At 72.6% G+C, this 24,066-nt stretch carries 22 protein-coding genes; 9 read left to right on the forward strand and 13 right to left on the reverse strand.

The genetic code is table 11. The features are described from left to right. Positions 1 to 6: 6 nt before the first annotated feature. The 4 genes from AB0O29_RS03420 to AB0O29_RS03435 all read right to left on the reverse strand — a co-directional run bounded on the left by AB0O29_RS03420 (position 7) and on the right by AB0O29_RS03435 (position 5,676). On the reverse strand, positions 7 to 612 hold the full coding sequence (locus AB0O29_RS03420) for a sigma-70 family RNA polymerase sigma factor (RefSeq protein WP_365145337.1): 606 nt from the start codon (positions 610 to 612) through the stop codon (positions 7 to 9). Continuing rightward, positions 609 to 791, reverse strand: a complete 183-nt coding sequence (locus AB0O29_RS03425) for a hypothetical protein (RefSeq protein WP_365145340.1) — start codon at positions 789 to 791, stop codon at positions 609 to 611. Before AB0O29_RS03425 ends, AB0O29_RS03420 begins: the two co-directional genes overlap by 4 nt. 380 nt (positions 792 to 1,171) lie before the next feature. Further along, positions 1,172 to 3,259 carry a protein kinase gene (locus AB0O29_RS03430; protein ID WP_365145342.1) on the reverse strand — a complete coding sequence of 696 codons (2,088 nt, stop codon included), beginning with the start codon at positions 3,257 to 3,259 and terminating at the stop codon, positions 1,172 to 1,174. A 38-nt stretch (positions 3,260 to 3,297) separates the two neighbouring features. After that, positions 3,298 to 5,676, reverse strand: a complete 2,379-nt coding sequence (locus AB0O29_RS03435; RefSeq protein WP_365145345.1) for a serine/threonine-protein kinase — start codon at positions 5,674 to 5,676, stop codon at positions 3,298 to 3,300. 241 nt (positions 5,677 to 5,917) lie between these two features. Here AB0O29_RS03435 and AB0O29_RS03440 point away from each other — a divergent pair, with 241 nt between their 5' ends. Both AB0O29_RS03440 and AB0O29_RS03445 read left to right on the forward strand, forming a co-directional pair. Continuing rightward, positions 5,918 to 6,352 (forward strand): peptidase inhibitor family I36 protein, encoded by a 435-nt coding sequence (locus AB0O29_RS03440; protein ID WP_365145348.1) that lies wholly within the window; start codon positions 5,918 to 5,920, stop codon positions 6,350 to 6,352. A 41-nt stretch (positions 6,353 to 6,393) separates the two neighbouring features. Continuing rightward, complete coding sequence (locus AB0O29_RS03445; protein WP_365145351.1) at positions 6,394 to 6,609, forward strand: DUF6087 family protein; 216 nt, start codon at positions 6,394 to 6,396, stop codon at positions 6,607 to 6,609. 10 nt (positions 6,610 to 6,619) lie between these two features. Here the strand turns inward: AB0O29_RS03445 and AB0O29_RS03450 are convergent, their stop codons facing one another. Further along, a complete protein-coding gene (locus AB0O29_RS03450) occupies positions 6,620 to 7,057 on the reverse strand; it encodes a helix-turn-helix domain-containing protein (protein ID WP_365145354.1) in 438 nt (145 codons plus the stop codon). 108 nt (positions 7,058 to 7,165) lie between these two features. Here AB0O29_RS03450 and AB0O29_RS03455 point away from each other — a divergent pair, with 108 nt between their 5' ends. Then, the gene (locus tag AB0O29_RS03455) at positions 7,166 to 8,137 is read left to right on the forward strand and encodes an NADP-dependent oxidoreductase (protein WP_365145356.1); all 972 of its coding nucleotides are present in this window, start codon (positions 7,166 to 7,168) and stop codon (positions 8,135 to 8,137) included. 33 nt (positions 8,138 to 8,170) lie between these two features. On the opposite strand, the gene AB0O29_RS03460 is transcribed toward AB0O29_RS03455, so the two are convergent. Next, the gene (locus AB0O29_RS03460) at positions 8,171 to 9,154 is read right to left on the reverse strand and encodes a helix-turn-helix transcriptional regulator (protein WP_365145359.1); all 984 of its coding nucleotides are present in this window, start codon (positions 9,152 to 9,154) and stop codon (positions 8,171 to 8,173) included. A 147-nt stretch (positions 9,155 to 9,301) separates the two neighbouring features. Between AB0O29_RS03460 and AB0O29_RS03465 the strand changes: the two genes are divergently transcribed. Together AB0O29_RS03465 and AB0O29_RS03470 are read left to right on the forward strand one after the other, a co-directional pair. Continuing rightward, a complete protein-coding gene (locus AB0O29_RS03465) occupies positions 9,302 to 10,714 on the forward strand; it encodes an aminopeptidase P family protein (RefSeq protein WP_365145362.1) in 1,413 nt (470 codons plus the stop codon). 326 nt (positions 10,715 to 11,040) lie between these two features. Then, positions 11,041 to 11,742: a M24 family metallopeptidase gene (locus tag AB0O29_RS03470; RefSeq protein WP_365145365.1), complete on the forward strand. Its 702-nt coding sequence runs from the start codon at positions 11,041 to 11,043 to the stop codon at positions 11,740 to 11,742. A 96-nt stretch (positions 11,743 to 11,838) separates the two neighbouring features. Here the strand turns inward: AB0O29_RS03470 and AB0O29_RS03475 are convergent, their stop codons facing one another. After that, positions 11,839 to 12,258 (reverse strand): TOBE domain-containing protein, encoded by a 420-nt coding sequence (locus AB0O29_RS03475; RefSeq protein WP_365145368.1) that lies wholly within the window; start codon positions 12,256 to 12,258, stop codon positions 11,839 to 11,841. 369 nt (positions 12,259 to 12,627) lie between these two features. On the opposite strand from AB0O29_RS03475, the gene modA reads away from it, so the two are divergent. Then, a complete protein-coding gene (modA, locus tag AB0O29_RS03480) occupies positions 12,628 to 13,446 on the forward strand; it encodes a molybdate ABC transporter substrate-binding protein (RefSeq protein WP_365145371.1) in 819 nt (272 codons plus the stop codon). A 115-nt stretch (positions 13,447 to 13,561) separates the two neighbouring features. Here the strand turns inward: modA and AB0O29_RS03485 are convergent, their stop codons facing one another. From AB0O29_RS03485 to AB0O29_RS03495, 3 genes are all read right to left on the reverse strand, one after another. Further along, positions 13,562 to 13,951 carry an excalibur calcium-binding domain-containing protein gene (locus tag AB0O29_RS03485; protein WP_365145374.1) on the reverse strand — a complete coding sequence of 130 codons (390 nt, stop codon included), beginning with the start codon at positions 13,949 to 13,951 and terminating at the stop codon, positions 13,562 to 13,564. Between the two features lie 4 nt (positions 13,952 to 13,955). Further along, complete coding sequence (locus tag AB0O29_RS03490) at positions 13,956 to 15,524, reverse strand: prepilin-type N-terminal cleavage/methylation domain-containing protein (protein WP_365145376.1); 1,569 nt, start codon at positions 15,522 to 15,524, stop codon at positions 13,956 to 13,958. A gap of 95 nt (positions 15,525 to 15,619) precedes the next feature. Next, positions 15,620 to 16,249 (reverse strand): hypothetical protein, encoded by a 630-nt coding sequence (locus AB0O29_RS03495; protein WP_365145379.1) that lies wholly within the window; start codon positions 16,247 to 16,249, stop codon positions 15,620 to 15,622. A 357-nt stretch (positions 16,250 to 16,606) separates the two neighbouring features. On the opposite strand from AB0O29_RS03495, the gene AB0O29_RS03500 reads away from it, so the two are divergent. After that, on the forward strand, positions 16,607 to 17,770 hold the full coding sequence (locus AB0O29_RS03500) for a hypothetical protein (RefSeq protein ID WP_365145382.1): 1,164 nt from the start codon (positions 16,607 to 16,609) through the stop codon (positions 17,768 to 17,770). A gap of 114 nt (positions 17,771 to 17,884) precedes the next feature. Continuing rightward, entirely contained in the window at positions 17,885 to 19,873 is a 1,989-nt protein-coding gene (locus AB0O29_RS03505; protein WP_365145385.1) for an FG-GAP-like repeat-containing protein, read from the forward strand. A 97-nt stretch (positions 19,874 to 19,970) separates the two neighbouring features. Here AB0O29_RS03505 and AB0O29_RS03510 read toward each other — a convergent pair whose 3' ends face one another. The 3 genes from AB0O29_RS03510 to AB0O29_RS03520 all read right to left on the reverse strand — a co-directional run bounded on the left by AB0O29_RS03510 (position 19,971) and on the right by AB0O29_RS03520 (position 21,967). Then, a complete protein-coding gene (locus tag AB0O29_RS03510; RefSeq protein ID WP_365145388.1) occupies positions 19,971 to 20,534 on the reverse strand; it encodes a helix-turn-helix transcriptional regulator in 564 nt (187 codons plus the stop codon). Positions 20,535 to 20,618: 84 nt separating this feature from the next. Continuing rightward, a complete protein-coding gene (locus tag AB0O29_RS03515) occupies positions 20,619 to 21,443 on the reverse strand; it encodes a prepilin peptidase (RefSeq protein ID WP_365145391.1) in 825 nt (274 codons plus the stop codon). Positions 21,444 to 21,583: 140 nt separating this feature from the next. Then, complete coding sequence (locus AB0O29_RS03520; RefSeq protein WP_365145394.1) at positions 21,584 to 21,967, reverse strand: prepilin-type N-terminal cleavage/methylation domain-containing protein; 384 nt, start codon at positions 21,965 to 21,967, stop codon at positions 21,584 to 21,586. A 250-nt stretch (positions 21,968 to 22,217) separates the two neighbouring features. Here AB0O29_RS03520 and AB0O29_RS03525 point away from each other — a divergent pair, with 250 nt between their 5' ends. Then, positions 22,218 to 24,053 carry a GspE/PulE family protein gene (locus AB0O29_RS03525; RefSeq protein WP_365145397.1) on the forward strand — a complete coding sequence of 612 codons (1,836 nt, stop codon included), beginning with the start codon at positions 22,218 to 22,220 and terminating at the stop codon, positions 24,051 to 24,053. Positions 24,054 to 24,066 lie beyond the last annotated feature (13 nt).

The following is a 24,066-nucleotide window of genomic DNA, read 5'->3' on the forward strand; positions in this document are numbered from 1 at the left end:
GACTCATCACTCCTCATCTTCGATGCCCAGTTCGATGTCCAGGCCCATTTCCTTGGCTATCCTCCGGCGCGCGCTGCAGCGCAGGGTGCGGACGGTGGCCGGGGTGATCCCCATCGTGTCGGCCGTCTGCTTGGTGGTGTACTTCAGGGCGTAGCACAGCACCATCACATCGAACTGCCGCTCCGGAAGGCGGTCCATCGCCGCATACAGACCGATGCTGTTCTCAAGCTCGTCCATCTGCGCCCGGAACTGTTCGCGGAAGTCGCGCAGGACGGCGGAGGTCGCGGCGCGCGTGGCGCGGTCGAAGGCCATCGTCGCGCTGGCCGCCGGCTCGCGGCCGCTGATGATGAGCTCGTCGGCGACCAGCAGTTTGTGCTGCGCCCACGCGTAGGCGGCCATGTTGGGCTGCGCCGTCAGGTGGGCCCATATCGCGGCGAGGTGGACGAAGGTGGCGTGGACGGCGCCGGCGGCCTCCTCCTCGTCGCCGAGCAGCACCCGGGCGTACTCCAGGTAGGGCTTGTGGTGGAGGGCGAGGAAGGCCCAGTACGCGTGGGGCATGATCTGGCTGGGTTCGCGCGTGCCGGCGGAGTCGGCGGGCGGCTGCTCGGTCACGACCGGCTCCCCTCGTCCAGCGCCTCGGGGCGAGCCGCTTCCCGCTGTTCGACCAGACTCGCCGCTCCCACTCGGACGCCGGCGCCCAGGAGCCGCCGCAGCAGGGCCCGCACGTCGGGAGCGAAGGCGCGTCCCGCGGCGGCCAGGGCCAGCGCCAGGCTGGCCACGTCGTGGTTCATCACAGGGTGGTGGTCCATTCATGCTTGAAGTGGGGTGAGTGCCGTTTCCCCGGGCGGCGCTCCGAGCGCGGTTGCTCTCGTGGAACAGCAAAGCCTGTCGAGTGGCCCGTTCGTGGAGACGGCAGCCGAGCAAAATTCTTCAACTGTCAGTTACCCGTCGGTCGCTCAAACCCCGTACAGGTGTTCACAGTTACCCCTCTTTGAGGACCCTGCCCCATTTGACGCCACAGTCGCACCCCTGACCTGCGTCAATGACCCATCCGGCGAACGTTCGCGTTCTCTTTGCTGAACGGAAGGCAACCGCGGCGCCCTCTGCGGCTGTGACGCAGACCACAGGACCCCCGGCCGGTGTGGTCATCGGCCGCCAGGACGGGCTGAGCTCAGCCGGTCCCCCACAGCCACACCGTGTCGTTGCCGCCCGAGCTCGTGCCGCTGCCGCACCCGGCGGCCAGCTTCTTCCCGTCGGGGCTGAACGCCAGCGCCTCGACGGAGGATCCGGGTTCGTGGGTGGCGGTGGAGGTGCCGGAGGTGGTGGACCAGATGATGACCTTGCCGTCGCGGTCACCGGTGGCCAGGGTGCGGCCGTCGGGGTGGAAGGCGACCGCCTGGACCGGGGAGTTGTGGCCTTCCAGGGTGGCGACGTCCTGGCGGGTCGCGGTGTTCCACAGGCGCACCCCGTCGCCCTGGTCGCCGAAGGCCAGTAGTTGGCCGTCGGGGCTGAAGACGGCGCCGTTCGCGACCGTGGCGTCGAGGGTGGCCAGGACGGCGTCGGCCGAGCCCTTCCGCAGCTGGACCGGCGATCCGGTGACGAGCATCGACCCGTCCGGGCTGTACGCGGCCGGGCCGTTCTTGACGTCCTCGTGCAGCGCGAGCCGGGAGCCGGAGCCGGTGTCCCACAGGTACAGGCCGCGGCCGCTGCTGGCGGCCAGGGTCTTCCCGTCGGGGCTGAGCCCCAGAGCGTGGACGAACCCGTCCTGGTCCTTGCCCGTGGTCTCCCCCGTGAACGTCCCGACCGTGCGGCCCGTGGCGACGTCCCACTTCAGGATCCTGTGCTCGTCGGCCCGGTAGAGCGTCTTGAGGTCCGGGGTGAAGACGTGCGCCTGCACGTACGGGGCGATGCCGATCCGGGTGACGCCCGCCTTCTTGCCGGGTGGCGACCAGCGCCAGATCTCGCCGTCCCCGCCGGCGGCGGCCAGGGTGTTCCCGTCGGGGCTGAACGCGAGCTCGTACGTGCCGCTCGGGCCCTCCATGACGTCGTTCTCGCGGAGCAGCAGGTAGGCGGGGACGCCGACCGCCGCGAGCCCTGCGGCCGACGCGCCCGCGATGAGCAGTGCGCGGCGCGAGGGCCCCCGGCGGGCCGGGGCGGTCACGGGGGTGGTCGGACGCCCGGGCACGGGGCCGTCGGGGCTGTGGGGGCCGGGGGCCGGGGTGTGGGGGCGGGCAGCGGGTGCGGGGCTGTAGGGGCCGGGTGCGGGGGTGCCGGGGGCAGGCGGCGCGGGGGACGTCGGGGGTGCGTGGGTTCGGGTGGCCTCGGCGGCCAGTGCGCGTGGGTCCTGCCGCGGGCCCGCGGCGGGGACCGGGCCCGCGGGCGGCTGCGGGGTGCGTCCGGACGGGGCCGCCACCACGGTCGGTTCGTGGTGTGGCGGGGCGACCCGTGCCGTACCCGCGACGGCGGCCGCGAACCGTGCGGGCAGACCCTCCACGCCGGGGCGGTCTGCCGGGTCCTTGGCGAGGCAGTCGGTGAGGACGGCCCGGAGCTCGCCCTCGATCCCGTCGAGGGCGGGCGGTTCGTCCAGGATCCGCTGGACGACGGCCGGCAGGGAGGGCGCGTCGAACGGGCCGCGGCCCGTCGCGGCGAAGGCGAGCACCGCGCCGAGGGCGAACACGTCGCTGGCCGGTCCGGCCCGGTCGGCGCGGATCTGCTCCGGCGACATGTAGGCGTAGGTCCCGATGACGGATCCGGTCGCGGTCAGTGAACTCGCGTCCACGGCCCGCGCAATGCCGAAGTCGATGATGCGCGGCCCGTCCTCGGCCACGATCACGTTGCCCGGCTTGAGGTCCCGGTGGACCAGCCCGCACCGGTGGATCGCCGCGAGCCCTTCGGCGAGCCCCGCCCCGAGCCGCAGCGCCGCCACCGGATCGAGCGGCCCGCCCTCGGCCACCGCCCGGTGCAGGGTGGGGCCCGGTATGAAGGCGGTGACCAGCCAGGGGGAAGCGGCGGCCGGGTCGGCGTCCACGACCTGCGCCGTGTGGAAGCCGCCGACCTGCCGTGCGGCCTCCACCTCCCGCGCGAACCGCTCCCGGAACCGGCCGGTGCCGGCCAGCTCCGCGCGGATGAGCTTCACCGCGACCGGGCGGCCGCCGGGCGAGGTGCCGAGGAAGACCTGGCCCATGCCGCCCTCGCCCAGCCGTCCCTCCAGGCGGTAGGGGCCGACCCACTGCGGGTCGTGGGGCAACAACGCGTCCATGAGTACCGTCCGTTGAGAGGAAGAGGGGAGGCGGCCGGTCAGGCGAGCCGCCAGAGCTGGATCGTTCGGTCCGACGAACTGAACGCCGCCGCGAGGGTCTTGCCGTCCGGGCTGAACTCCAGGGCGGAGAGCAGGGGGGCGGCGACCGACGGCGCGAGGTCGGCGGTGAGGGTCAGGGCGACCCGCCCGGTGTTCAGGTCCCAGAGGGTGATCGTGCCGCCGGTGGCGGCCAGGGCCTTGTCGTTGACGTCGTCCCCGGGACCGAGCCCGAAGCCGCCGCCCGCGATCATCCGGTGGCCCGGCCGGTACGCGGCCTCCTCAAGGCGCCGGTGCGGTGAGGTGAGGGTGGCGGTGGGCCGTCCGGTCTCCCGGTCCCACAGGTGGACGCCGGGCCCCGCGCCGCCGATGGTCTTTCCGTCCGGGCTGATCAGCACCCGGTTGAAGCGGAACGCGACGGAGTCGTCGGTGAACGTCCTGGGCTGTTCCCCGCCCTCGCCGCCGACGTCCCAGAGGAGGATCCGCTGGCGGGAGGCGGTGGCCACCGCCTTGCCGTCCGGGGTGAACACCACGCCGGACGGCTCGCCCGCTTCGAGCTTCTTCAGGCGGCGGCCGCTCGCCAGGTCGAACAGCTGGAGCGCGCCCGCGCCGGCTGCGGCGAGGACGGTGCCGTCGGGGCTGACCGCGAGGGAGTACGGGGTCGGAAGCGAGTACGGCTCGAATCCGGTGACCGCGGGAAGGGGCGTCCGGGACCGTACGTCCCAGCGCCTGAGGGTTCCGTCATCGCAACTGCCCACCAGTGTACGGCCGTCCGGGGTGAAGACCAGGCCGTTCGCGCGCGGAGGCTCTCCCCCGAACTTGGTGACCGTACGGCGGGTGACGGTGTCCCACAGCCACAGCTCGCCGGCGGACCCGGCGGCGGCCAGGGTCCGGCCGTCCGGGCTGAAGGCGAGGCGCGTCAGGGACTGCGGGTGCCCTTCGAGCCGGGCCACGGGCCGGGTCCGGTCCGGCTGCGACGCCGATCCCAGCCAGGAGTCGCGCAGCAGGTAGGCGGGTACGGCGACGGCCGCCGCCGCGGCGACGCCGATCCCGCCGAGGAGCAGCGTACGGCGGGACACGGCTCCGGCCCCGGCCTTGGGGAGAGCGGGGGCGGTGGGCGTACCGGGCGGGACGGGCGGCCCCGCCGGCGCCTCGGCCGACTGCGTCGGCAGGGCGTGGAACGTGCCGCCTGGCGCGGCCTCGACGGGACCCGGCGCGGCTGCGAAGGGGCCGGGGGCGGGGGCACCGGGCGTGGCCTCGAAGAAGGCGGGCGCGGCTACGGGGGCACCGGGGGTGGCCTCGACGGGACTGGGCGCGGGCTCGAAGGCATCGGGCGCCGTGCCGAAGACACCGAGCGCGGTCCCGGAGGCGCCATGTGCTGTCGCGGAGGCGCCGGGCGCCGTCCCAGAGGCGTCTGGTGCCGTCCCAGAGGCGCCCGGCTCCGTCCCGGACGCGCCCGGAGCAGCCCCGGAGGCGCCCGGTGCCGCTCCGAGGGTGCCGGGTGGCGTGCCGGGCGCGGTGTTCGGTCCTCTCCGCGGGCCGGTGACCGAGAGGCGGGTCAGGACCTCGTCCATGCCGGGGCGGTGGGCGGGGTCCTTGGCGAGGCATGCCTCGACCAGCTCGCGCAAGGGGGCGGCCAGGCCGTCGAGCCGGGGCGGTTCGGTGACGACCCGGTGCACGATGGCCGGGACGGTCGTCGCGTCGAAGGGGCTGCGGCCGGTCGCCGCGAACACGAGTACCGAGCCGAAGGCGAACACGTCGCCGGCGGGCGAGAGCGCCTCGCCCCGTACCTGCTCCGGTGACATGTAGGCGTACGTCCCGATGACCGACCCGGCCCGGGTCTGCGCGTCCGCGCCCGGTTCGAGCGCGATGCCGAAGTCGATGATGCGCGGACCGTCCTCGGCCACGATCACGTTGCCCGGCTTGAGGTCCCGGTGCACGAGCCCGCACCGGTGGATGGCGGCCAGCCCTTCGGCGATGCCGGCGCCGAGCCGCAGCACGGCCTCCGGGTCGCGGGGCCCGTCGGCGTCGACCAGCCGTTGCAGGGTCGGACCCGGTACGAACGCGGTGGCCAGCCACGGCGGTTCCGCCGCCGGATCGGCGTCCACGACCTGCGCCGTGTGGAACCCGCCGACCTGCCGCGCGGCGGCGGCCTCCCGCGCGAACCGCTCCCGGAACCGGGCGCTGCCGGCCAGCTCCGGCCGGATCAGCTTCACGGCGACCCGGCGGCCGCTCGCCGACGTGCCGAGGAAGACCTGCCCCATGCCGCCCGCGCCCAGCCGTCCCTCGATGAGGTAGGGGCCGACCTCCCGCGGATCGCCGGGACCCAGCGGTCCGATCTCGGAACTCCAGTTTCCACCAGGGCGTATGGACTCTGTCACGCTCGGCATTGAACCATGATCCGCCGCACGCCGCCCCGGCCGCCCCGGACGTGCAGGGCAGACCTCATCACGTGCGGTGGCGGAAAGGGGGCCGGTGCTTTCGGACGGTTTCCCCGCGTCGCCTTGTTGCCCGCACGACGGCGCTGGCAGGGTGTGGCCGCCGAGTCGGAGCGCCGCGGGCGCCCGACTCCGTACACCACGTGCTTGCCGCCCTGCTCAACCAGAGAAAGGGATCTCCCGCATGCGCAAGAACCGTGTGGGCATGGCCGTTTCGACCGCCGCGCTCGCCCTGACCGCCGCCCTGGTGCCCGCCACCGCCGAGGCCGCGCCAGCCGCCGTGCCCGTCCCGAGCCGGGAGGCGTTGGCGCGGGCCGCCATCGACTGCGGTTCCGGGAACGTCTGCTTCTGGACGGAGTTCAACTTCACCGGTCAGCGCTGCGCCTGGTCGGAGGCGGACCCCGACTGGCTGAGCGGCAGCATCCGCTGCTCGTGGGCCGGCACCACGAACGTGAAGTCCGCGTTCAACGCCGGCGTATCGAGCGCCACCGGTGTCGCCTACTACCTCGGCACGGACTACACCGACCGGATCGGCTGCGAGCGCCGGCAGCACGGGGCCAACCTCGCCGGGACGTACAAGGTCCGCTCCCACCGCTGGATCTCCGGCTCCTGCGGCTGACCCGCCCGGGTCCGCGCGGTGCGGCGGCGCGTCCTCGGGACGTGCCGGCGCACCGGCGCCGGAGTTCTCAGGCCACCCGCTCCAGTGCCACCACCGGGATGAGCCGGGACGGCTTCCAGTGGGTCACCGTCACCGTGGTCGAGGACCACGCCGCGGCATGCCGCCTCCTCAACCCCTCCGCCCGGGCACAGGCGGCCCAAGTCCCCGGTCGCACCACCCGGCTGGACAGGGGAACGGGCCGGCACCGCAAGCCCTGACGGCGGCCTGTCACGACCGGATCGTGCCGGGCGGCGATACGGGCTGCGGGGGTGTGGCGGCCCGGTCGTCGAAGTCGCGGCGGGCGGCCAGGACCTGCCGGGCGTGCTCGACCGACCATGCGCCGATGGCGCCGGTCAGCCGGCCGGCCTCGACGCCGAGTCCGGTGAGTCCGTACTCCACGCGGGGCGGGACGGTGGGGTAGACCGTGCGGTTCACCAGGCCGTCCCGTTCCAGCGCGCGCAGGGTCTGGGTCAGCATCTTCTGCGTGATCCCGTCGAGGAGCCGGCGCAGTTCGCTGAACCGCATCGGCCGGTCCGCCCGGCGGAGGGCGGCCAGGACGTACAGCACCCACTTGTTGGCCAGCATCTCGACGACGGTGCGCGAGGGGCAGTCGCGGCGGTAGACGGCGGTCCAGTCCTCGGAGGGTGCGCTCGCGTTGGTTTCCATGAGGTACCTGGGTATCAATCAGGTGCCTACTTCACAAGGGGTACCGGGGCGTTGAGGATGGTGATCACGAGCGGCCGGTCCGGCCGTCGACCCGAGAGGAGCTTCCGTATGACCACCCGTACGACCGCCCGTACGACCGCCCGTATGCGTGCGGTCAGCCAGCGCGGCTACGGCGGCCCGGACGTCCTGGAGGTCGTCGAGACGGACCTGCCGGCGCCGGGTCGCGGCGAGGCGCTGGTGCGCGTCCACGCGGCCGGGGTGAATCCGGCCGACTGGAAGGTCCGTTCCGGCGCGGTGAGGAAGTTCGGCGCGCCCCCGTTCACGCTGGGTCTCGACCTGTGCGGGGTGGTGGTGGCCCTCGGCGACGAGGGGACGGGGCGGTTCGAGCCGGGCGACCAGGTGTACGGTTGCGCGTTTCCGCCCCACGGCTCCCATGCCGAGTACGCCGTCGCACCGGTGGCGGCCCTCGCCGCCGCGCCGGCGGGCATCAGCGCGGTGGCCGCCGCCGCGCTGCCGGTCGCGGCGCTCACCGCCTGGCAGTCGCTCGTGCGGGTCGCCGCCGTCGGCAGCGGGCAGCGGGTGCTCGTCCACGCGGCGGCCGGCGGGATCGGACATCTCGCGGTGCAGATCGCCAAGGCGCGCGGCGCCTACGTCATCGGCACCGCCCGCGAGGGCAAGCACGGGTTCCTGCGCGGCTTGGGCGCCGACCTGCTCGTCGACTACACCGCCCACGACTTCACCGAGGCCGTGCGTGACGTCGACGTGGTCCTGGACCCGATCGGCGGCGACTACGGGCCCCGGTCGCTGAGGACGCTCGTGCCCGGCGGGATCCTCGTCGACGTACGCGGCACCGGCCCCGACCGGACCGCCGTCCGGGAGCAGGCCGAGGCGCGCGGCATCCGCTTCGCCGAGTTCGGGTTCACCCCGTCCGGCGCCGATCTGGAGCACATCACCGACCTGGTGGAGCGGGGCCTCCTGCGGGCCGCCGTCGACCGGGTCCTGCCGCTGGAGGAGGCCGCCGGAGCCCATGGACTCAGCGAGTCCGGCCGCGTGACGGGAAAGATCGTCCTCACCCCCTGAGGGCTGCGCCCCCGGGCGGGCCGGCCGCGTGGGTCACAGCCAGCCGTTGCGCTGGGCCTGGAGGGCCATCTGGAAGCGGTTCTCGGCGCCCAGGCGGGCCATCAGGATCTGGAGGCGGCGGAAGAAGGTGCGGCGGCTGATGCCCAGTTCGCGGGCGATGACCTCGTCCGCCGCGCCGCCGGCGAGGAGCCGGAGCAGCCGACGGTCGGCCGGCGGGAGCCCGGCCGGGCGAGTGGTCCGGCCGTGGAAGGGGAGCGCCTGCCCCCAGGTCTGTTCGAACAGGGCGATCAGGGCCGAGAGCAGCCCGCACGGCTGGACCACCAGCGTCGTGTTGTGCACGTCGGACTCCCTGATCGACAGGGACACCAGCGCGTACGCCTCGTCGATGATCAGCAGTTTGACCGGTACCGTCGGCGCCACCCGGGCCTGCTCGCCCGCCTCGATGCACGGCTCGATGGCCGTCTCCAGCCGTCCGGGCGTCTCCAGTGACGCCTTCGAGTAGACGACCCGCTGCGTCACTCCGCGGGCGAGGGTGGCCAGTGCGTCGTCGAGGGCCTCGGTCTGCGGGAAGTAGGGCGGCGACTCCAGCTGGCGGATCTGCTCGCGGGCGCTGTCCCAGGCCTGGCGGAGCCGCGGGCCGACGGCGTCGCCGGTGACCACTTCGACGAGGTGGTCGTCCTGCGCCGTGAGCCGCTGCCGGCGGAACGATTCGAACGCGCCGCCGACCGTGATCCGGGAGGCCTCCAGTTCGGCCGCGCGGTGCCTGGCGAGGATCTCCAGGCCGGCGGCGGGCGGGACGGGCGCCACCACGTCCGCGCCGTTCTCGGCGGCGCCCGCCAGCCCGGCGTCGACCAGCTCGCCGTACGCCGCGGCGAACGCGGCGCCCTCCAGCCCGGCCGCCCGCCCGATCGCGGTGAGGGGCGCCGGGGCCAGTTCCAGGAGGGCCAGGTACACGCGGCACGCCGCGGGGCCGACCCCCAGCATCCGCAGCGCCTCGTCCAGTCTCGCGTTCGCCATGCACCGCATTATCGACGGCCCCGGGGCCATCGGTGGCCGATCAGTGCCACTGACACGGCCGGGCCTCCGGGGGCGCGCCGCCGCAGTACCGTCCGGGAGTCGCCGGGGTCCCCGGCGGTCGAACCCGTCCGGAAGAAGGTGCACGACGTGGCGAACGCCCGTAAGAACGGCCTCTACTCGGAGATCTCCGGGGAACTGTCCGCCCTCATGAGGACGGGCTGGGCGGACACCGAGCAGCACGGCCTCGCGCTCGACGAGCAGGCCCCGCACGCGGCCCTGCGCCGCGCCGCGCTCTCGGCGCTCTTCCCCGGCGAGCGGCTGGTCGTCCCGTCCGGGAACCTCAAGACCCGCTCGAACGACGACCCCTACCCGTTCCGCCCGTACTCCGGCTACGTCCACATGACCGGGGACCGGGCCCGTGACGGCGCGCTCGTCCTCGAACCCCGCCCTGACGGCGGCCACGACGCGTACTGCTACCTGCTGCCGCGCGACGGCCGGGACAGCGACGAGTTCTGGCTGGGCTACACCGCCGAGCTGTGGATGGGCCGCCGCCGCTCCCTCGCCGAGTCGGAGCGCGTCCTCGGCCTGTCGTGCCGTGACGTCCGCGCGGCGGCGTCCGACCTGGCCGCCGCGCCCGAGGCGCCCACCCGCATCGTCCGCGGGGTCGACCCGGCGCTGGAGGCGGCGGTCAGCACCGACGCCGGACGCGACGCCGAGCTGGAGGAGGCCCTGAGCGGGCTGCGCCTCGTCAAGGACGAGTGGGAGATCGGCGAGATGCGCAAGGCGGTCGACTCCACCGTGCGCGGGTTCACCGACTGCGTCGGCGAGCTCTCCCGGGCCGTCGACTCCTCCGAGCGGTGGATCGAGGGCACCTTCTTCCGCCGGGCGCGGCTGGAGGGCAACTCCGTCGGATACGGCTCCATCTGCGCCGCCGGCGACCACGCCACGATCATGCACTGGACCGACAACGACGGCCCGGTGCGCCCCGGCGACCTGCTCCTGCTCGACGCCGGCGTGGAGACCCACACCCTCTACACCGCCGACGTCACCCGCACCCTCCCCGTCAGCGGCACGTTCACGGAGGTGCAGCGCACGGTGTACGACGCCGTGTACGAGGCCCAGCAGGCGGGCTTCGCCGCCGTGAAGCCCGGGGCGGCCTACCGCGACTTCCACGTGGCGGCGCAGCGCCACCTGGCGGAGAGGCTCGTCGAGTGGGGCTTCATCGAGGGCCCGGCGGACCGTGCGTTCGAGCTCGGCCTGCAGCGCCGGTTCACCATGGCCGGCACCGGCCACATGCTGGGCCTGGACGTCCACGACTGCGCCGCCGCGCGCACCGAGGAGTACGTCGAGGGCGTGCTGGAGCCGGGCATGGTCCTCACGGTGGAGCCGGGGCTGTACTTCCAGCCGGACGACCTCACGGTGCCGGAGGAGTGGCGCGGCATCGGCGTCCGGATCGAGGACGACCTGCTGGTGACCGCCGACGGCCACGAGAACCTGTCCGCGGGCCTGCCGCGTTCGGCGGACGAGGTCGAGGCGTGGATGGCCCGGGTGGCGGGCTGAGGAAGGGGCCGGGGCGGCACCGCCGGCGCCGCCCCGGGACCCAACGCGGTTGCCCCGCGGGGCCCTTGCCGCACCCGGCCGCTCTCGTACGGGGAACCAAGATGCGCGTCCGGGATCGGTCCAGCCCTGGATGATCCACCGGTGACGCCGGGCGGGGGCACGCTGTTAGGTTCGGCGACGTGGTCAGGGCCCACCCTTCGCGCCGGTCGATCACCACCTCCGCTTCGTGACCGCTCCGGCGCGCAACAGCCGGTCCGGTGGTCACCCTCGCGCGGGCGGGCCCGGCGACGGGCGGCGCGACTAGGGGCTCACAGCAAGGACGCACGATGGCGACGTTGGACCGGATCGACATGGGGCTGCGCTCCCTGCACCTTCTGGAAGGCCAGCGCATGGCGCAGCGCCTGTTCGCGCACGTGGTCGGCGCTCAGGTGATCCAGCCCGGGCGCGGCGAGGAGGAGGTCGACAACCGGATCGCCCTGATCGCCCGGGAGGTGTTCGGCGTACGGGCGGGCCGGGTCGGCCGCCGGTTCGCGCGGGCGGGGGCGAACACCGTGGTGGGCGGGCGATGGCCGGAACGGGTCATCGGCGCGCAGGACTTGGTCGTGCTGGACTTCGAGTCGCTGCTGGCCCCGTACGAGACGGGCTTCGCCCGGACCGTGGCCATCGGTGACGACCTCGCGCGCCGGCGCCTCGTGCGCGACGCGGCCGCCGTGGCCACCGGCGCCCGGAACGCCCTTCGGGCCGAAGACTCCCTGACCGGCCGCGAGCTCTACGCGGAGGTCCTTCGCCTGGCGGCGGAGGCCGGCCGGAGCCTGGGCGCCCCGCACTGCGGCCGGCTGACCGGCACCGCGCCCGCCCCGTACGAGGAGGCGGCACGGCCGGAGGTCTTCATCGGCCCGGACAACGGCCTTCCCCTGCGCCGGACCCTGGAGGAGGGGTGGCGGGCCCACTGGATCCTGCAGATCCACCTCGTCGACGAACGGCACGGCCACACCGCCGTGCACGCGGAACTGCTGGACCTCGTCTGAGACGGACGTCGGCCGGCCGGCCCCGAAGGGGACCCGGCCGGCCGACGGCGCCGGCACCCGGCGCGGGAGGAACCGCGCCCGGCGCGTGACCGAGGGTCAGGCGGCGGCGAGGGAGATCTCGGTGGCCTTGATCAGGGCGACGACGGAGGTACCGGCGGCGAGGCCGAGGTCCTTGGCGGCGTCGGCGGTGATGGCGGCGGTGAGGCCGCCGCCGGCCACGTCGACCTTGACCGAGGCCATGGCCGGGCCGGCGGCCACGTCGACGACGGTGCCGGGGATCTGGTTGCGGATGGAGACGCCGGAGACGGCGGCGGTGGCCAGGGAGACCTCGGTCGCCTTCACCAGGGCCTTGACCGCCGAGCCCTCGGCCAGGCCCAGCTCCTTGGCGGCGTCGGTGGTGATCGCCGCGGTGACCTCCTGGCCGCCCTCCAGACGGACCTTCACCGAGGACATGGCCTCGCCGGCCGTGACCGAGGTGACGGTTCCGGCGATCTGGTTGCGGATGGACAGGGTCATGAAAACCACGCCTCACTGAAGAAGAAAACGGGGACGGAAATACGCCGGCCCGGTGTGACCTGCGTTACGGCCGACATTACAGGAGCGCAAATCCGGCCACGGACGCCACCTCTCATTCGCCAACCGAACAGCCGAATCCCCCTGGCTTATCCGAGGAGGTCTCACGGCCTGATTCGGCCGGGCCCGATGACCGCCTGACCTGGGACTTTCGACCTCTGGACGGAGCCGGCCCCTTGCGGCAGCCCTGGCGGACAAGTCGGCAGATGCGATGCATACGGGTACGCTGGCATGGCAAAAGCCCGGCAGAACCGCAGAGATTCTCGGAATTGCGATCGCTTTTAACGACGCGAGGAAAAGGGAGAATTCGCCATGGCCATCCGTCCCCCGGGGCCTTCACGCCTCCACCATGCCGCCGCCGCTGCGGCCGGGGTCCTGCTGCTTCCCGCCCTCGCGGCCTGCGGCAGCAGTGACGCCGCCACCGGTTCCGCCTCCCCGTCACCGCCGGAATCGGCATCGGTGCCCGCGGCGCGGCTGACCGTGCTGGCGGCGGCCTCCCTCACGGACGTGTTCCAGCAGGCGGGCGCGGCCTACGAGAAGGGGCACCCGGGGACGAAGGTGACCTTCTCCTTCGCCGGATCGCAGGAACTGGCCGCCCAGGTCAAGCAGGGGGCGCCCGCCGACGCCCTGGTGACCGCCGACACGAAGACGATGGACGGGCTGAAGGGCGAGACGAACGATCCGACGGTCATCGCGAAGAACCGGCTCGTCATCGCGACCGCCCCCGGCAACCCGCACAAGATCGACTCCCTGAAGGACCTGGCCGACTCCAAGATCAAGGTGGTCCTGGCGGCCCCCGAGGTCCCGGCCGGCCGCTACAGCAAGGAGGTCCTCGACAAGCAGGGCCTCAAGGTCACCCCCGTCTCGCAGGAGCCGAACGTGCGGGCGGCCCTGTCCAAGGTCGAGCTGGGCGAGGCCGACGCCGCGCTCGTCTACAAGACGGACGCGGCCGCGTCGAAGGGCAAGGTCGACGCCGTGGAGATCCCGGACGACCAGAACGCCATCGCCTCCTACCCCGCCGCCACCCTCAAGGCGACGAAGAACACCGCCGCCGCGGACGCCTTCGTGAAGTGGCTCTCCACTCCCGAGGCGCAGCGGATCCTCCGGCAGGCCGGTTTCCAGCAGCCCTGACCGGGGGCGTCCCATGCCCCGTCCCATGCCGATGCCCGCATCCGGGTCCAGGTGTTCCTGGACCGGATGCGGGCATCGGGTGCCTCGCGGGGTGCGAGCCCGGGCTACCGTCCGGCTACGTCGGCGACGGCTTGACCGGCTCGACGATCGGAGCGCCGTCCAGGTCGGTCATGAAGTCGCGGTGGACCGGCTTCTTGTCCTTCGGCCCGGGCAGCTCCGGGCACGCGACGCCGTCGCCGTCCCGGTCGAGCCCGTTCGGGTCGAGGGCGTCCGCGCGCAGCACGGCTTGGGCGTCGGCCTGGGCCTTGAACGTGCCGCAGTCGACGACGTGGCCCTTGTGGACGTAGGGGGTGACGTCGATCGTGCTCGTCTCCGAGGGGGCGTTGCCGGCGCAGGCGGTCAGGGCGACCGCCGCGATGGCCCCGGCCACCGTGATGAAGGTGCGGCGGCCCGGTCGCGGCCGGTGAACCCGGCCGTCGTGGAGGCTCCGTGACTGGTCTGGCATGGTCCTAGTCCGATCCCGTGCGGAACACCGCGAGCTTCTTGTTCGCCACGTCGACCGCGTACACCTTCGCCGTGGCGTCGTTCACCGCCAGCGCGCCGAACTCGCCCGACGTGCCGAGCGGAGCCTGCGTCAGCAGCGTGGTGCCGTCGGCCACCGCGAGGCCGCCCTGCGCGACGTCGGTCTTGCGCTGCGCGACGAAGACCCGGTTGAAGTTCTTCAGCACGGCGACGGTGTGGGCCATGTTCCCGCCGGCGGCCGTCTCCGCGCAGATCGCCGTCTGCCGCATGGCCGTCGTCCCGACGATCTGGCTGATACGGCCGCCGGAACCCCCGCATTGCGCCGGGCCGGGTCCACCGACGGCATAGACGTAGACCGATCCCGAGGCGGCGCTGTAGACCGCGGAGATGGGGGCGAAGGGGACACCCACCGGGTCGTCGATCGCCGTCACACCACCGCTGCCGGGGTCGATGGCGATCGTCGTGGCGACGGGCTTCCACGTGCCCGTGGGCTTCGCCGGGTCCACCGGCGCGCACCTCCTGGCCAAGAGGTAGACGAGGTTGCGATTCGGATCGACGACGGCCGTGCCGCGAGCCGAGTTCGCGACGAGCAGGTTCCCTGTGTTGACGGCGCAGCCCGTCTTCGTCTTCTCCGACCATACGATTCTGGCCGTGTGGGTCTGCGACGAGATGGCGAACAGGCCGAGCCTGCCGTCGGGGGTGTCGCCGGAGCCCAGACTGCTCTTCGTGAGGTACACCTCGTGGCGCGCGGGGTTGAAGGAGAAGTCCATGGAGGAGTTCCCGTTCACCAGCCCCTGAGCGGTCAGCGGAACGGGCGTCGCCGAAGAGCCTCCGGCCGCGATGTAGGCGACCGTCGAGTCCCCGGTCAGGGCGCTGCCGCCGCCGACGTAGACCTCGCCGTTCTCGGGCGAGACGGCCAGGCCGGTGACGGTCGCCGTGAAGCCGTCGACGCGGGTCACCTGATTGCCGTTGGCCGTGTCGATGATCGCGACGCCGCCCGTTCCGCCGACGTAGACCCGGCCCGTGTCCGGGTTGACCGCGATCCGGGTCGGGTTCGTCACGGCGCCGGAGACGTCGATCGCGGCGCCGAGCTGGGTGTCGGTCTTACCGTCGACCACGGTCACGCTGTTGCCGTCCTTGGCCACGACGTACACGCGGTTGGCCTTCGCGTCGACCGCGACGTCGGTCGGATTCGCTCCCACCGGAATCGAGTCCTTCGCGGCTTCCGACGGTGAGGTGTCATACAGCGTGTACGAGGACTTCTCGCCCCGTCCGCACTTGTTCTCCTCGCCGACCGACACCATGTTGTAGACCGGCTCGCCGGTCAGCAGTCCGCCGGCCTTGAGGTCGTCGACCGTCCCGTAGTGTCCGTGCTTCGCGCAGTAGGCCTCCTCCGCCGTCCGCAGGGTGGCGGCGTCCGCGGCAACCGCGCTCTTGCGGCCCTTGTCCCCGATACCCCTGACGGAGAACACGACGATCGCGGAGAGGACGCCCAGGATCACGATGACCACGAGCAACTCGATCAGTGTGAAGCCGTCCTGGCGTCTGGCGCGCAAGAGGAACGGGCGATGGTCCGGTGTCATGGTGGTCGGGGCTTCCTTCGATCGATGGGTCACGTCCGGCACGGGCCTACCCGCGGGCCCTTGCCGCGTCACGGAGTTCCCCGGCGCACGGGCTTGACGTCCTTGGGTCCCGGCAGGTCCGGGCACGCGATGCCCTTCCCGTCGCCGTCGAGGTGGTTCGGGTCGGCGGGGTCGAAGCGCAGCACGGCCTGCGCGTCCGCCTGGCCGGCGAAGTCCGTGCAGTCGTAGGCGTCATTGCCGTAGCGCAGGAAGTAGCGGGCGTCGAAGGCCCGGTCCGGCTGCGGGCAGCGCGCGCTGCGGGTGTCGCCGGGGCCGCAGGGTGCCGCGGGGCGGGGAACGGGTTTGGTGTCGCGCGGTTCGGGCAGTCCGCGACACGCGACGCCGCCCCCGTCGTCGAGGTGGTTCGGGTCATCGGGGTCCGCCCGCAGCACCGCCTGGGCATCCGCCTGACTGGCGAAGTTGCCGCACTCGAAGGCCTTGCCGTGGCTGACGAACTCCTTGGCGTCGAACGCCTTGCCGTTCGGGCAGAGCACGCTGCGCGGGGTACCCGGCGTGCACCACTCCCGTTCGGCCCTCTTGGCCGGGGCGCCCGCATCCGACCCACCGCGTACGAACACCACGACGCCCAGCGCCACCGCGACGACGGCGAGGACCAACGCACCCCGCCTGATCGCGCGCGAGCGCGACGGTCCGCTCAACCCTGCCATCTCACGCCTCTGCCCATCGTGCCGCCGGCCCCTTCTGTGCGTCCTGCGGCGGGCAGACGACACTCGCCTGCCGACCATTGCAGGCTGGATGTGTGCATTACAACCACAGCTCGACTAGTTGTCAACCATTGACTACTGAGTCCGGACTGAGCACTATCTCGGCATGTGCGGCGCTTACATGCCCGGAAACCTGGCAGATGCCCAGGAAATGCGAGCTTTTGCCTGAGCCGCCCCCAGGGTGCTCGCACGGCGGCCGCCGCCCACCGGATCAATGAGGAGTAACAAATGCAACGACAGTCCAGGCGCACTGGGAGCGCCTCGCGCTCCGGCCGCAGCGCCATGCGCCGCATGCGGAACGCGTTCGCGGCGGGTGCCCTCGCCACGGCCCTGATCGGCGTCGCGGCACCGATGGCGTCCGCGTCGACGGATTCGCAGGTCGGCATCGCGAACAACATGTACCCCGCCCTGAAGGACATGAAGGGCACGATCGCGTCGGTCAGGTCGTTCACGCCGTTCGTCGCGAACCCCGCGTCGCAGGTCGGCGGGTTCTGGAACAAGCCGGCCATCGACACGTCGACGATGCGCGGGATCACCTCGGGCAACCTGCGCCAGCAGCTGAAGAGCGCCGGCCCGTACACCACTTGTAACCCCTCCTCGTCGAACAACTGCGTCGACGGGCCGCTGCACATCGACGCGTTCCTGTCGGCGGACGAGGCCAACGTGGACGCGGTCATCCCGACCGCCTCCGGCGGCACCTGCACGGCGAGCGGCAGCGTCGAGTGCAACGGCGACCCCAACAGCAAGCACCTCGTGGCCGTCGGCCACCTCGCCATCTACAGCTGCAGCGGCAGCTGGGCGGGCACGGGCAAGGGCGACGACCCGTCCAACGGCGCGACTCCCCCGCTGGCGCTCGGTGCCGACGCCAACGGAAGCGGCAACGGCAAGGCCCAGTCGCCGCGTTGCGACGCCACCCCGATCTCCGGCGCGCCCACGACGATCTCGGGCGTGGTGAGCTGGCTCGGGACGAGCGGGCACCGGATCGCCGTCGCCGACCCGGCCTCCGCGCCGTTCGGCGCGGCCTCCAAGCAGGCGCTGACGCAGAACGGGTTCACCTGGACCGACAGCGGGCCGAGCCAGAACGTGTTCCGGGGCAGCGCGTGCGACAGCGCCGGCACCGCCTGCAAGGTGCGCCTGGAATCGGGCATCAGCCAGGTGCGCGGCGCCGTGACGTCGAACGCCGGCGGCAACACCCAGCTGGGCCTGGTCGCGAAGTCGAACATCGTGAACGTGAGCTGGACGTCGAGCTCGCTGAACAACACCACGAGCAACGATCCCAACACGTGGACCGAGCTCGATTCGAGCGCCTACTCCGGCTACGGCGAGATCGAGCAGTACGGCGTCGCCCTGACCGGCGGCAACACCGGCGCAGCGACCGCCTGGTCGAACCTGTTCAACATCGACTGGGACACGAACAGCAACATCCAGTCGACCCTCGCGGCCTACGGCTACTAGACGATCCCGCGAACCGGGCAGCGGACCGTCGGCCGGGCACGAACCCCGCCCGCCGACGGTCCGGTCCCGGCGGCCCTCGTCTCCTTCACCCGGCCCTGAGGAGGGGCCTCACCCATGAACAGATCAGCACGCCGGCACCTCACGCCGGAAGGCCGCTCAGCGGCCGTCAGACGCCTCCGGCCGCTCCGGATCCCGGCGCTCGCCTTCGCGGCGGCGACCATCGTCGTGGTCGCCACCTCGGCCTCGGCGACCGCCACCAACACCACCGGCCTGGGGACCGCGGCGAGCCTCGACGACACCGGCCGCGGCGGCTCCGCCGTCGTGATCGGCGACCTCAACGAGGACGGGAAGCCCGACCTCGTGACGGCGATCCGCACCGAGGGCCTGGGCGTGTTCCTCGGCTCGGGGGGCGGCGCGTTCGCCGCCGTGACGAAGTACGCGGCGCCGCGCACCTCGTCGAGCATCTTCATCGGCTCGGCGGTGATGCGCGACGTCAACGGCGACGGCCACAAGGACGTCGTCAGCCAGGACGCGCGCGGCAACGTCGCCCTGGTCTGGCTCGGCGACGGCACCGGCGCCCTCGCCGCCGGAACGGCCGTGCAGCTCAACCCGACGCCCGGCTGCGACACCACGGGCGACAACCCGTGTCTCGTGCGCTTCCCCACCGACGTCGCCGTCGGCGACTTCGACGAGGACGGCAAGCAGGACCTCGTCACGGCCAATACGAACACGAACAACGCCGCCCTCGTCCTCGGCAACGGCGACGGGACGTTCGGCGCGGCGACGCGGTTCGCCCTGGGCGCCGGTACCGGCCCGCAGGGCATCGCGGCCGCCGACCTCAACGGCGACGGCCACCAGGACCTCGTCACGTCGAACAACACGAGCAGCACGCTCTCCGTGCTGCTGGGCGACGGGCACGGGGGCTTCGGCACCCCGTCGAGCGTCTCGGCCGGCCTGGCGCTGCCGTCGAAGCTCAAGCTCGCCGACGTCAACGAGGACGGCAAGCAGGACGCCGTCCTGGTGGCGCCCGGCACGCCGGGGCAGGTCGCCGTACTGCTCGGCGACGGCTCGGGCGGCTTCGCCGCCGCGAGCGTCCTGTCGGCGGGGTCGAACCTCACCTCCGCCGCGGTGGCCGACACGAACGGCGACGGGCACGTCGACCTGGTCGTCTCCAGCGCCGGCTCGAACGAGGTCGTCGTGCTGGAGGGCAACGGCGCGGGTGCCTTCGGCAGCCCGCTCGCCTTCGGGCTGAACGGCGGTCTCAACCCGCAGGCGGTCGCGGTGGCCGACCTCGACGGCGACGGGCGTCCCGACGTCGTCACCGCCAACAACAACAGCTCGGCGTCGTACGTCAAGGACGCGTCGGTGCTGCTCAACACGACGAACCGGACGCCGACGGCCGGTAACGACTCGTACAACCAGGTCGGGTCGGACACCCCGCTCGTCGTGGGCGCCTCCGGGGTGCTCGGCAACGACACGGACCCCGATGGCAGCGCGCTGACGGCGGCGGTCGTGACCGGGCCGGCGCACGGCACCCTCACGCTCAACGCGGACGGCTCGTTCAACTACCAGGCCGAGAGCGCCTACGTCGGAAGCGACAGCTTCACGTACAAGGCGACCGACGGCACGGTCGACTCGAACGTCGCCACCGTGACGATCAACGTCGCGGCCGGCTGCAACGGCCGGGCCGCCACCATCACCGGCAACGGGATCGTGAACGGCACGAGCGGCGACGACGTGATCGCGACCGGCAACGGGAACGACGCCGTCAGCGGTAACGGCGGCAACGACACGATCTGCACCTTCGGCGGCAACGACGCGGTGTCGGGCGGCAGCGGCAACGACTACCTCGACGGCGGTGACGGCAACGACGCCGTCAGCGGCGGCAGCGGCAACGACGTCGTCCGCGGCGGGGCCGGCGATGACGCGCTCTCCGGTGGCTCCGGCAACGACACCGTGGTCGGCGGCGCGGGCAGCGACACCCTCTCCGGCGGCAGCGACACCGACGTCTGCGCCGGTGACGGCAACGGCGGTCCGGCCCTCGCGGGCACGGACTCGGTCTCGCCCGGCGGCTCCTGCGAGACCGTCGTCGAGGTTCCGTAGCCGACGGACCGCCTCCGGCGGCTGACCACGGGACCCTGACGTGCGAAGCGGGCCCGGCGATCGCGAAGAAGCGATCGCCGGGCCCTTTGCGTTCACGTCAGACGGTCTTGACCGCCGGGCTCGGCGCGTCGGCGTCCACGGCTACGTCTACCGCGTCGAGGAAACGGCGCGCGGCGCGGACGTGTTCCAGTCGCAGGGCGTAGTTCGCGCGGGCGATGTGGTCGTCGGCCGCGTGCTCCTTGGCGCGCAGCGAGTCCTCGATCTCGTCGATGACCAGCCGTTGGCGTTCGACCAGCCGGGCCGGGCTGGTGGCGCGGCGCTTCAGCAGCAGGAGCTTGCACGTGAGCTCGGCACGGACGTCGAACAGTTCGGTGACGGGCTCGCTGAGCCACTTGGTGACCGTCGTCTTCGCCGAGCGGGTGGCGGCGTAGATCATGCGCTGCGGTCCGCGATTGCCCTCTTCGGAGCCGACCGCCGTGATCAGTTCGCGCTCGACCAGCCGTGTGATCGACCGGTAGACCATGGGGCGCGAGATGTACCAGAACTCGCCGATTTCCGCGCCTTCGGCGGTGAGCGTCGCGATGGCGAAGCCGTGGCTGGGCCGTTCGGCCATGAGTGCGAGCACGATCCACTCGGCCAGTGGCAGATCAGGTTCCTTCATAGTAACAAGGGTAAGGATCACCGGTCGCGTTCGCGATGCCGGCCGCCGGGCCGATCCGTCCGATCGGCCCGATGGGGCGGGCGGTCAGGGCAGGTCGCGGACCGGGGTGAGCGATGCGGCCGGCGCGTACGGGTCGCCCGCGGTCTCGTACCAGTGGACTACGGGGGCGCCGACGAGGATGGCGGCGACGGCCCCGGAGGCGAGGAACACGCCGAAGGGCAGGCGGGTCTGGCGGGTCGCCCGCCCCGCGGCCATCAGGGCGATGCCGACGAGCAGCCCGGCGACGCTGCCGGCCAGCAGCGCGAAGACGGGGTACCACGGACCGAGCCAGCCCAGCCCGGTGCCGAGCAGGCCGGCCAGGCGCACGTCGCCGAACCCGAGCCAGGCCGGCCGCACCCAGTGCAGGGCGAAGAAGACGGCGAACCCGCCCGTTCCGCACGCCGCGGCCATGCCGAGCCGGTCCCACTGGCCGGTGGCGGCCGCGGCGGCGAGCAGACAGGCGGCGGTGAGCCCGAGGGTCGGGTAGAGCAACCGCTTGGGGAGCAGGAAGTGTTCGGCGTCGCAGGCGGCCAGGGCCAGCAGTCCCGCGGTGAAGACGAGTTCGGCGGGCAGCACTTCCGACGGGCCGAAGCGCAGCGCCTCGGCGGCGAACAGGGCCGCGGTGAGGACCTCGATGAGCGGGTAGCGCGCGGGGATCGGAGCCCGGCAGGCGCGGCAGCGCCGGCCCAGCAGCAGCCAGGACACGACGGGGATGTTGTCCCGGGGCGCGATCGGGGTGGCGCAGTGCGGGCAGGCGGAGCGGGGCCGGACGACCGAGAGTCCGGCCGGCACGCGGGAGACGGCGACGTTGAGGAACGAGCCCACCGCGAGCCCCAGCAGACCGATGATCAAGACAAGTGTGGGTGGCATGGCCGCCATGGTGCCGCATGGCCCATACCGGTCGCTACCGTCACAAAACGCTGGATCCGGCGATGCCTCCCGGTGAGGCGAACGCCCGAAGACCGCCGACCACCTGCTGGCGGTCGGCGGTCGTCAGGCGAGGGTCACCCTCAGCCGAAGTCCTTGCAGGCGTTCGTGTCGGCGGGCGCCTTCAGCGTGATGTCGGCCTTGCCGGTGGCGGGGTTCACGGCGGCCACGTACCAGTTGGAGGCGCTGGACAGGAACCCGGCGGTCACCAGCTCGTCCACGGTGCCGTACTTGCCGGAGGAGGCGAACATCGCCTCCTCCGCGGTCTGGATCGTGGACTTGTCGGTCTTGCAGGCCGAGCCCTGGCCCTTGTCGTTGATGCCGCGGACGGAGAAGACGACGATGGCCGACAGGATGCCGAGGATCACGATGACGACGAGGAGCTCGATCAGCGTGAAGCCGGCTTCTGCCGTCTCGTTCCGCGCATGCTTCCGCCGGCGCGATGTGGCTTGCAGGTAAGTGAACATCTCTCTCCATCTACGGCAACCGCTGCACGATCGAGCACTAGTAGCAGCGTGATTAATCAGCCGTAGACTACTGAGCGGGCAGTGGGCCGACAAGAGACGGATCCGAGGAACATCTCCGATTTCCGTGGCAGATGCCAGGCCGATGACGTGCTGTAGGCTGCAACTGATTACTCAATGGCTGACAGTTCCGTGACGTGCTCCGGGGCGATTGATCGGCCGTTGCTCTGGACGTGCGATAGGGGTGGGTTCCGTGGCGAATCGCCGGCTTTTTGGACGCCGCGAGGCGACGACGAGCCCTGCGGGCCAGGACGCCGCCCTGCCCGACGGAGCGCCGGGCCCGGCGCCGTCCGAGGCCCCCGCGGACGCAGCGGCCCCGGACGCGGCCTCCGGCGCGGCGCGGCCGTCGCCCGCACAGCGGGAGCGCCTCGGGGAACTGCTGGTGCGGCGCGGGCTGCTCACCCCGGCGCAGGTGGACGAGGCGCTCCTGCAACAGGCGACGTCGGGCAAGCGGCTCGGCGCCCTGCTGGTCGAGCTCGGCATGCTCGACGAGCGGTCGCTGATCGAGGCGCTGTCGGTCCAGCTCGACGTCCCCGTCGCCGACCTGCGCCAGAGCGAACCCGATCCCGAGGCGGCCGCCCGGGTGCCGGAGGCGCTGGCCCGCTCGCTCGGCGTCGTCGCGGTACGGCGGGACGAGGGCACCCTGCTGGTCGCCGCGGGCGACCCGGGTGACCCGCGCGTGCTCGACGAGGTCGGCCGGGCCGTCGCGCCGGACCGGGTGCGGCTGGCGATCGCGGCCCCCGCGGACATCCGCCGCTCGATCGACAGCGCCTACCGGGCGCTGGCCGGTGTCAGCAGCCTGGTCGAGGCCTTCGAGGCGACCGAGACCGGCCGCAGCGCGGGCTCCGGGGCCCGGGTGGTGAGCGAGGACGCTCCGGTCGTCCACCTGGTCAACCTCATGCTGACCCAGGGCCTGCGCGACCGGGCGTCCGACATCCACGTCGAACCGCACGCCGACCGGGTCCGGGTCCGGTTCCGCATCGACGGCGCGCTGCACGACGTGCTGAGCCTGCCGGAGAACATGGGGCCGTCCGTGGTCAGCCGGATCAAGATCATGGCCAATATGAACATCGTCGACCGGCGGCGCCCGCAGGACGGGCAGATCGCCACCGAGATCGACGGCAGGTCGGTCGACATCCGGGTCGCGACCACCCCCACCATCTGGGGCGAGAAGGCGGTGCTGCGGCTGCTCGACAGCAACCGCACCCTGCTGCGGCTGGCCGAACTCGGCATGCCCGCCGCGACCTACGAACGGTTCGCCTCCCTGCTGCGCTCCCCCTACGGCATGGTCGTCTGCGGCGGACCGACCGGCAGCGGCAAGACGACCACCCTGTACGCCACGCTCGGTGAGCTGAACCAGAGCGAGCGCAACATCACCACCATCGAGGACCCGGTGGAGTACGTGGTCCCGTCGGTCAACCAGATCCAGATCAACGACCAGGCGGGCGTCTCGTTCGCGACGGGGCTGCGCTCGATCCTCCGGCAGGACCCCGACGTGATCCTGGTCGGCGAGGTCCGGGACGCCGAGACGGCGCGGATCGCCGTCGAGTCCGCGCTGACCGGCCACTTCGTCCTGTCGTCCATCCACGCCGGCGACGCCTGCTCCGCGCTGCACCGGTTCGTCGACATGGGCATCGAGCCGTTCCTGATCACCTCCACGGTCGCCGGGGTGGTCAGCCAGCGGCTGGTGCGGCGGATCTGCGACCAGTGCCGCGAGCCCTACCGGCCGGGCGTGGACGAACTGGCCTTCTTCACCAAGGCCGGCGGGTCGGCCGACATCGAGTTCTGGCAGGGGCGGGGCTGCAACTTCTGTTCCCGGACGGGCTACCAGGAGCGGATCGGCGTCTTCGAACTGCTCGTGATGAGCGACGAGATCAAGCGGCAGCTCGTCGAGAAGGCACCCGTCGACAGCCTGCGCAGGACCGCCCGCGAGCAGCACATGGAAAGCCTCCTGGACGGGGGCGTCCGCCTGGTCGAGGAGGGGACCACGACCATCGCGGAGATCATGTCCAGCGTGTACGTGGTCTAGGCCGCCTCCTCCC

Origin of the sequence: Streptomyces sp. NPDC089915, from assembly GCF_040684675.1 — a bacterium.
Taxonomy (GTDB): Bacteria; Actinomycetota; Actinomycetes; order Streptomycetales; family Streptomycetaceae; genus Streptomyces.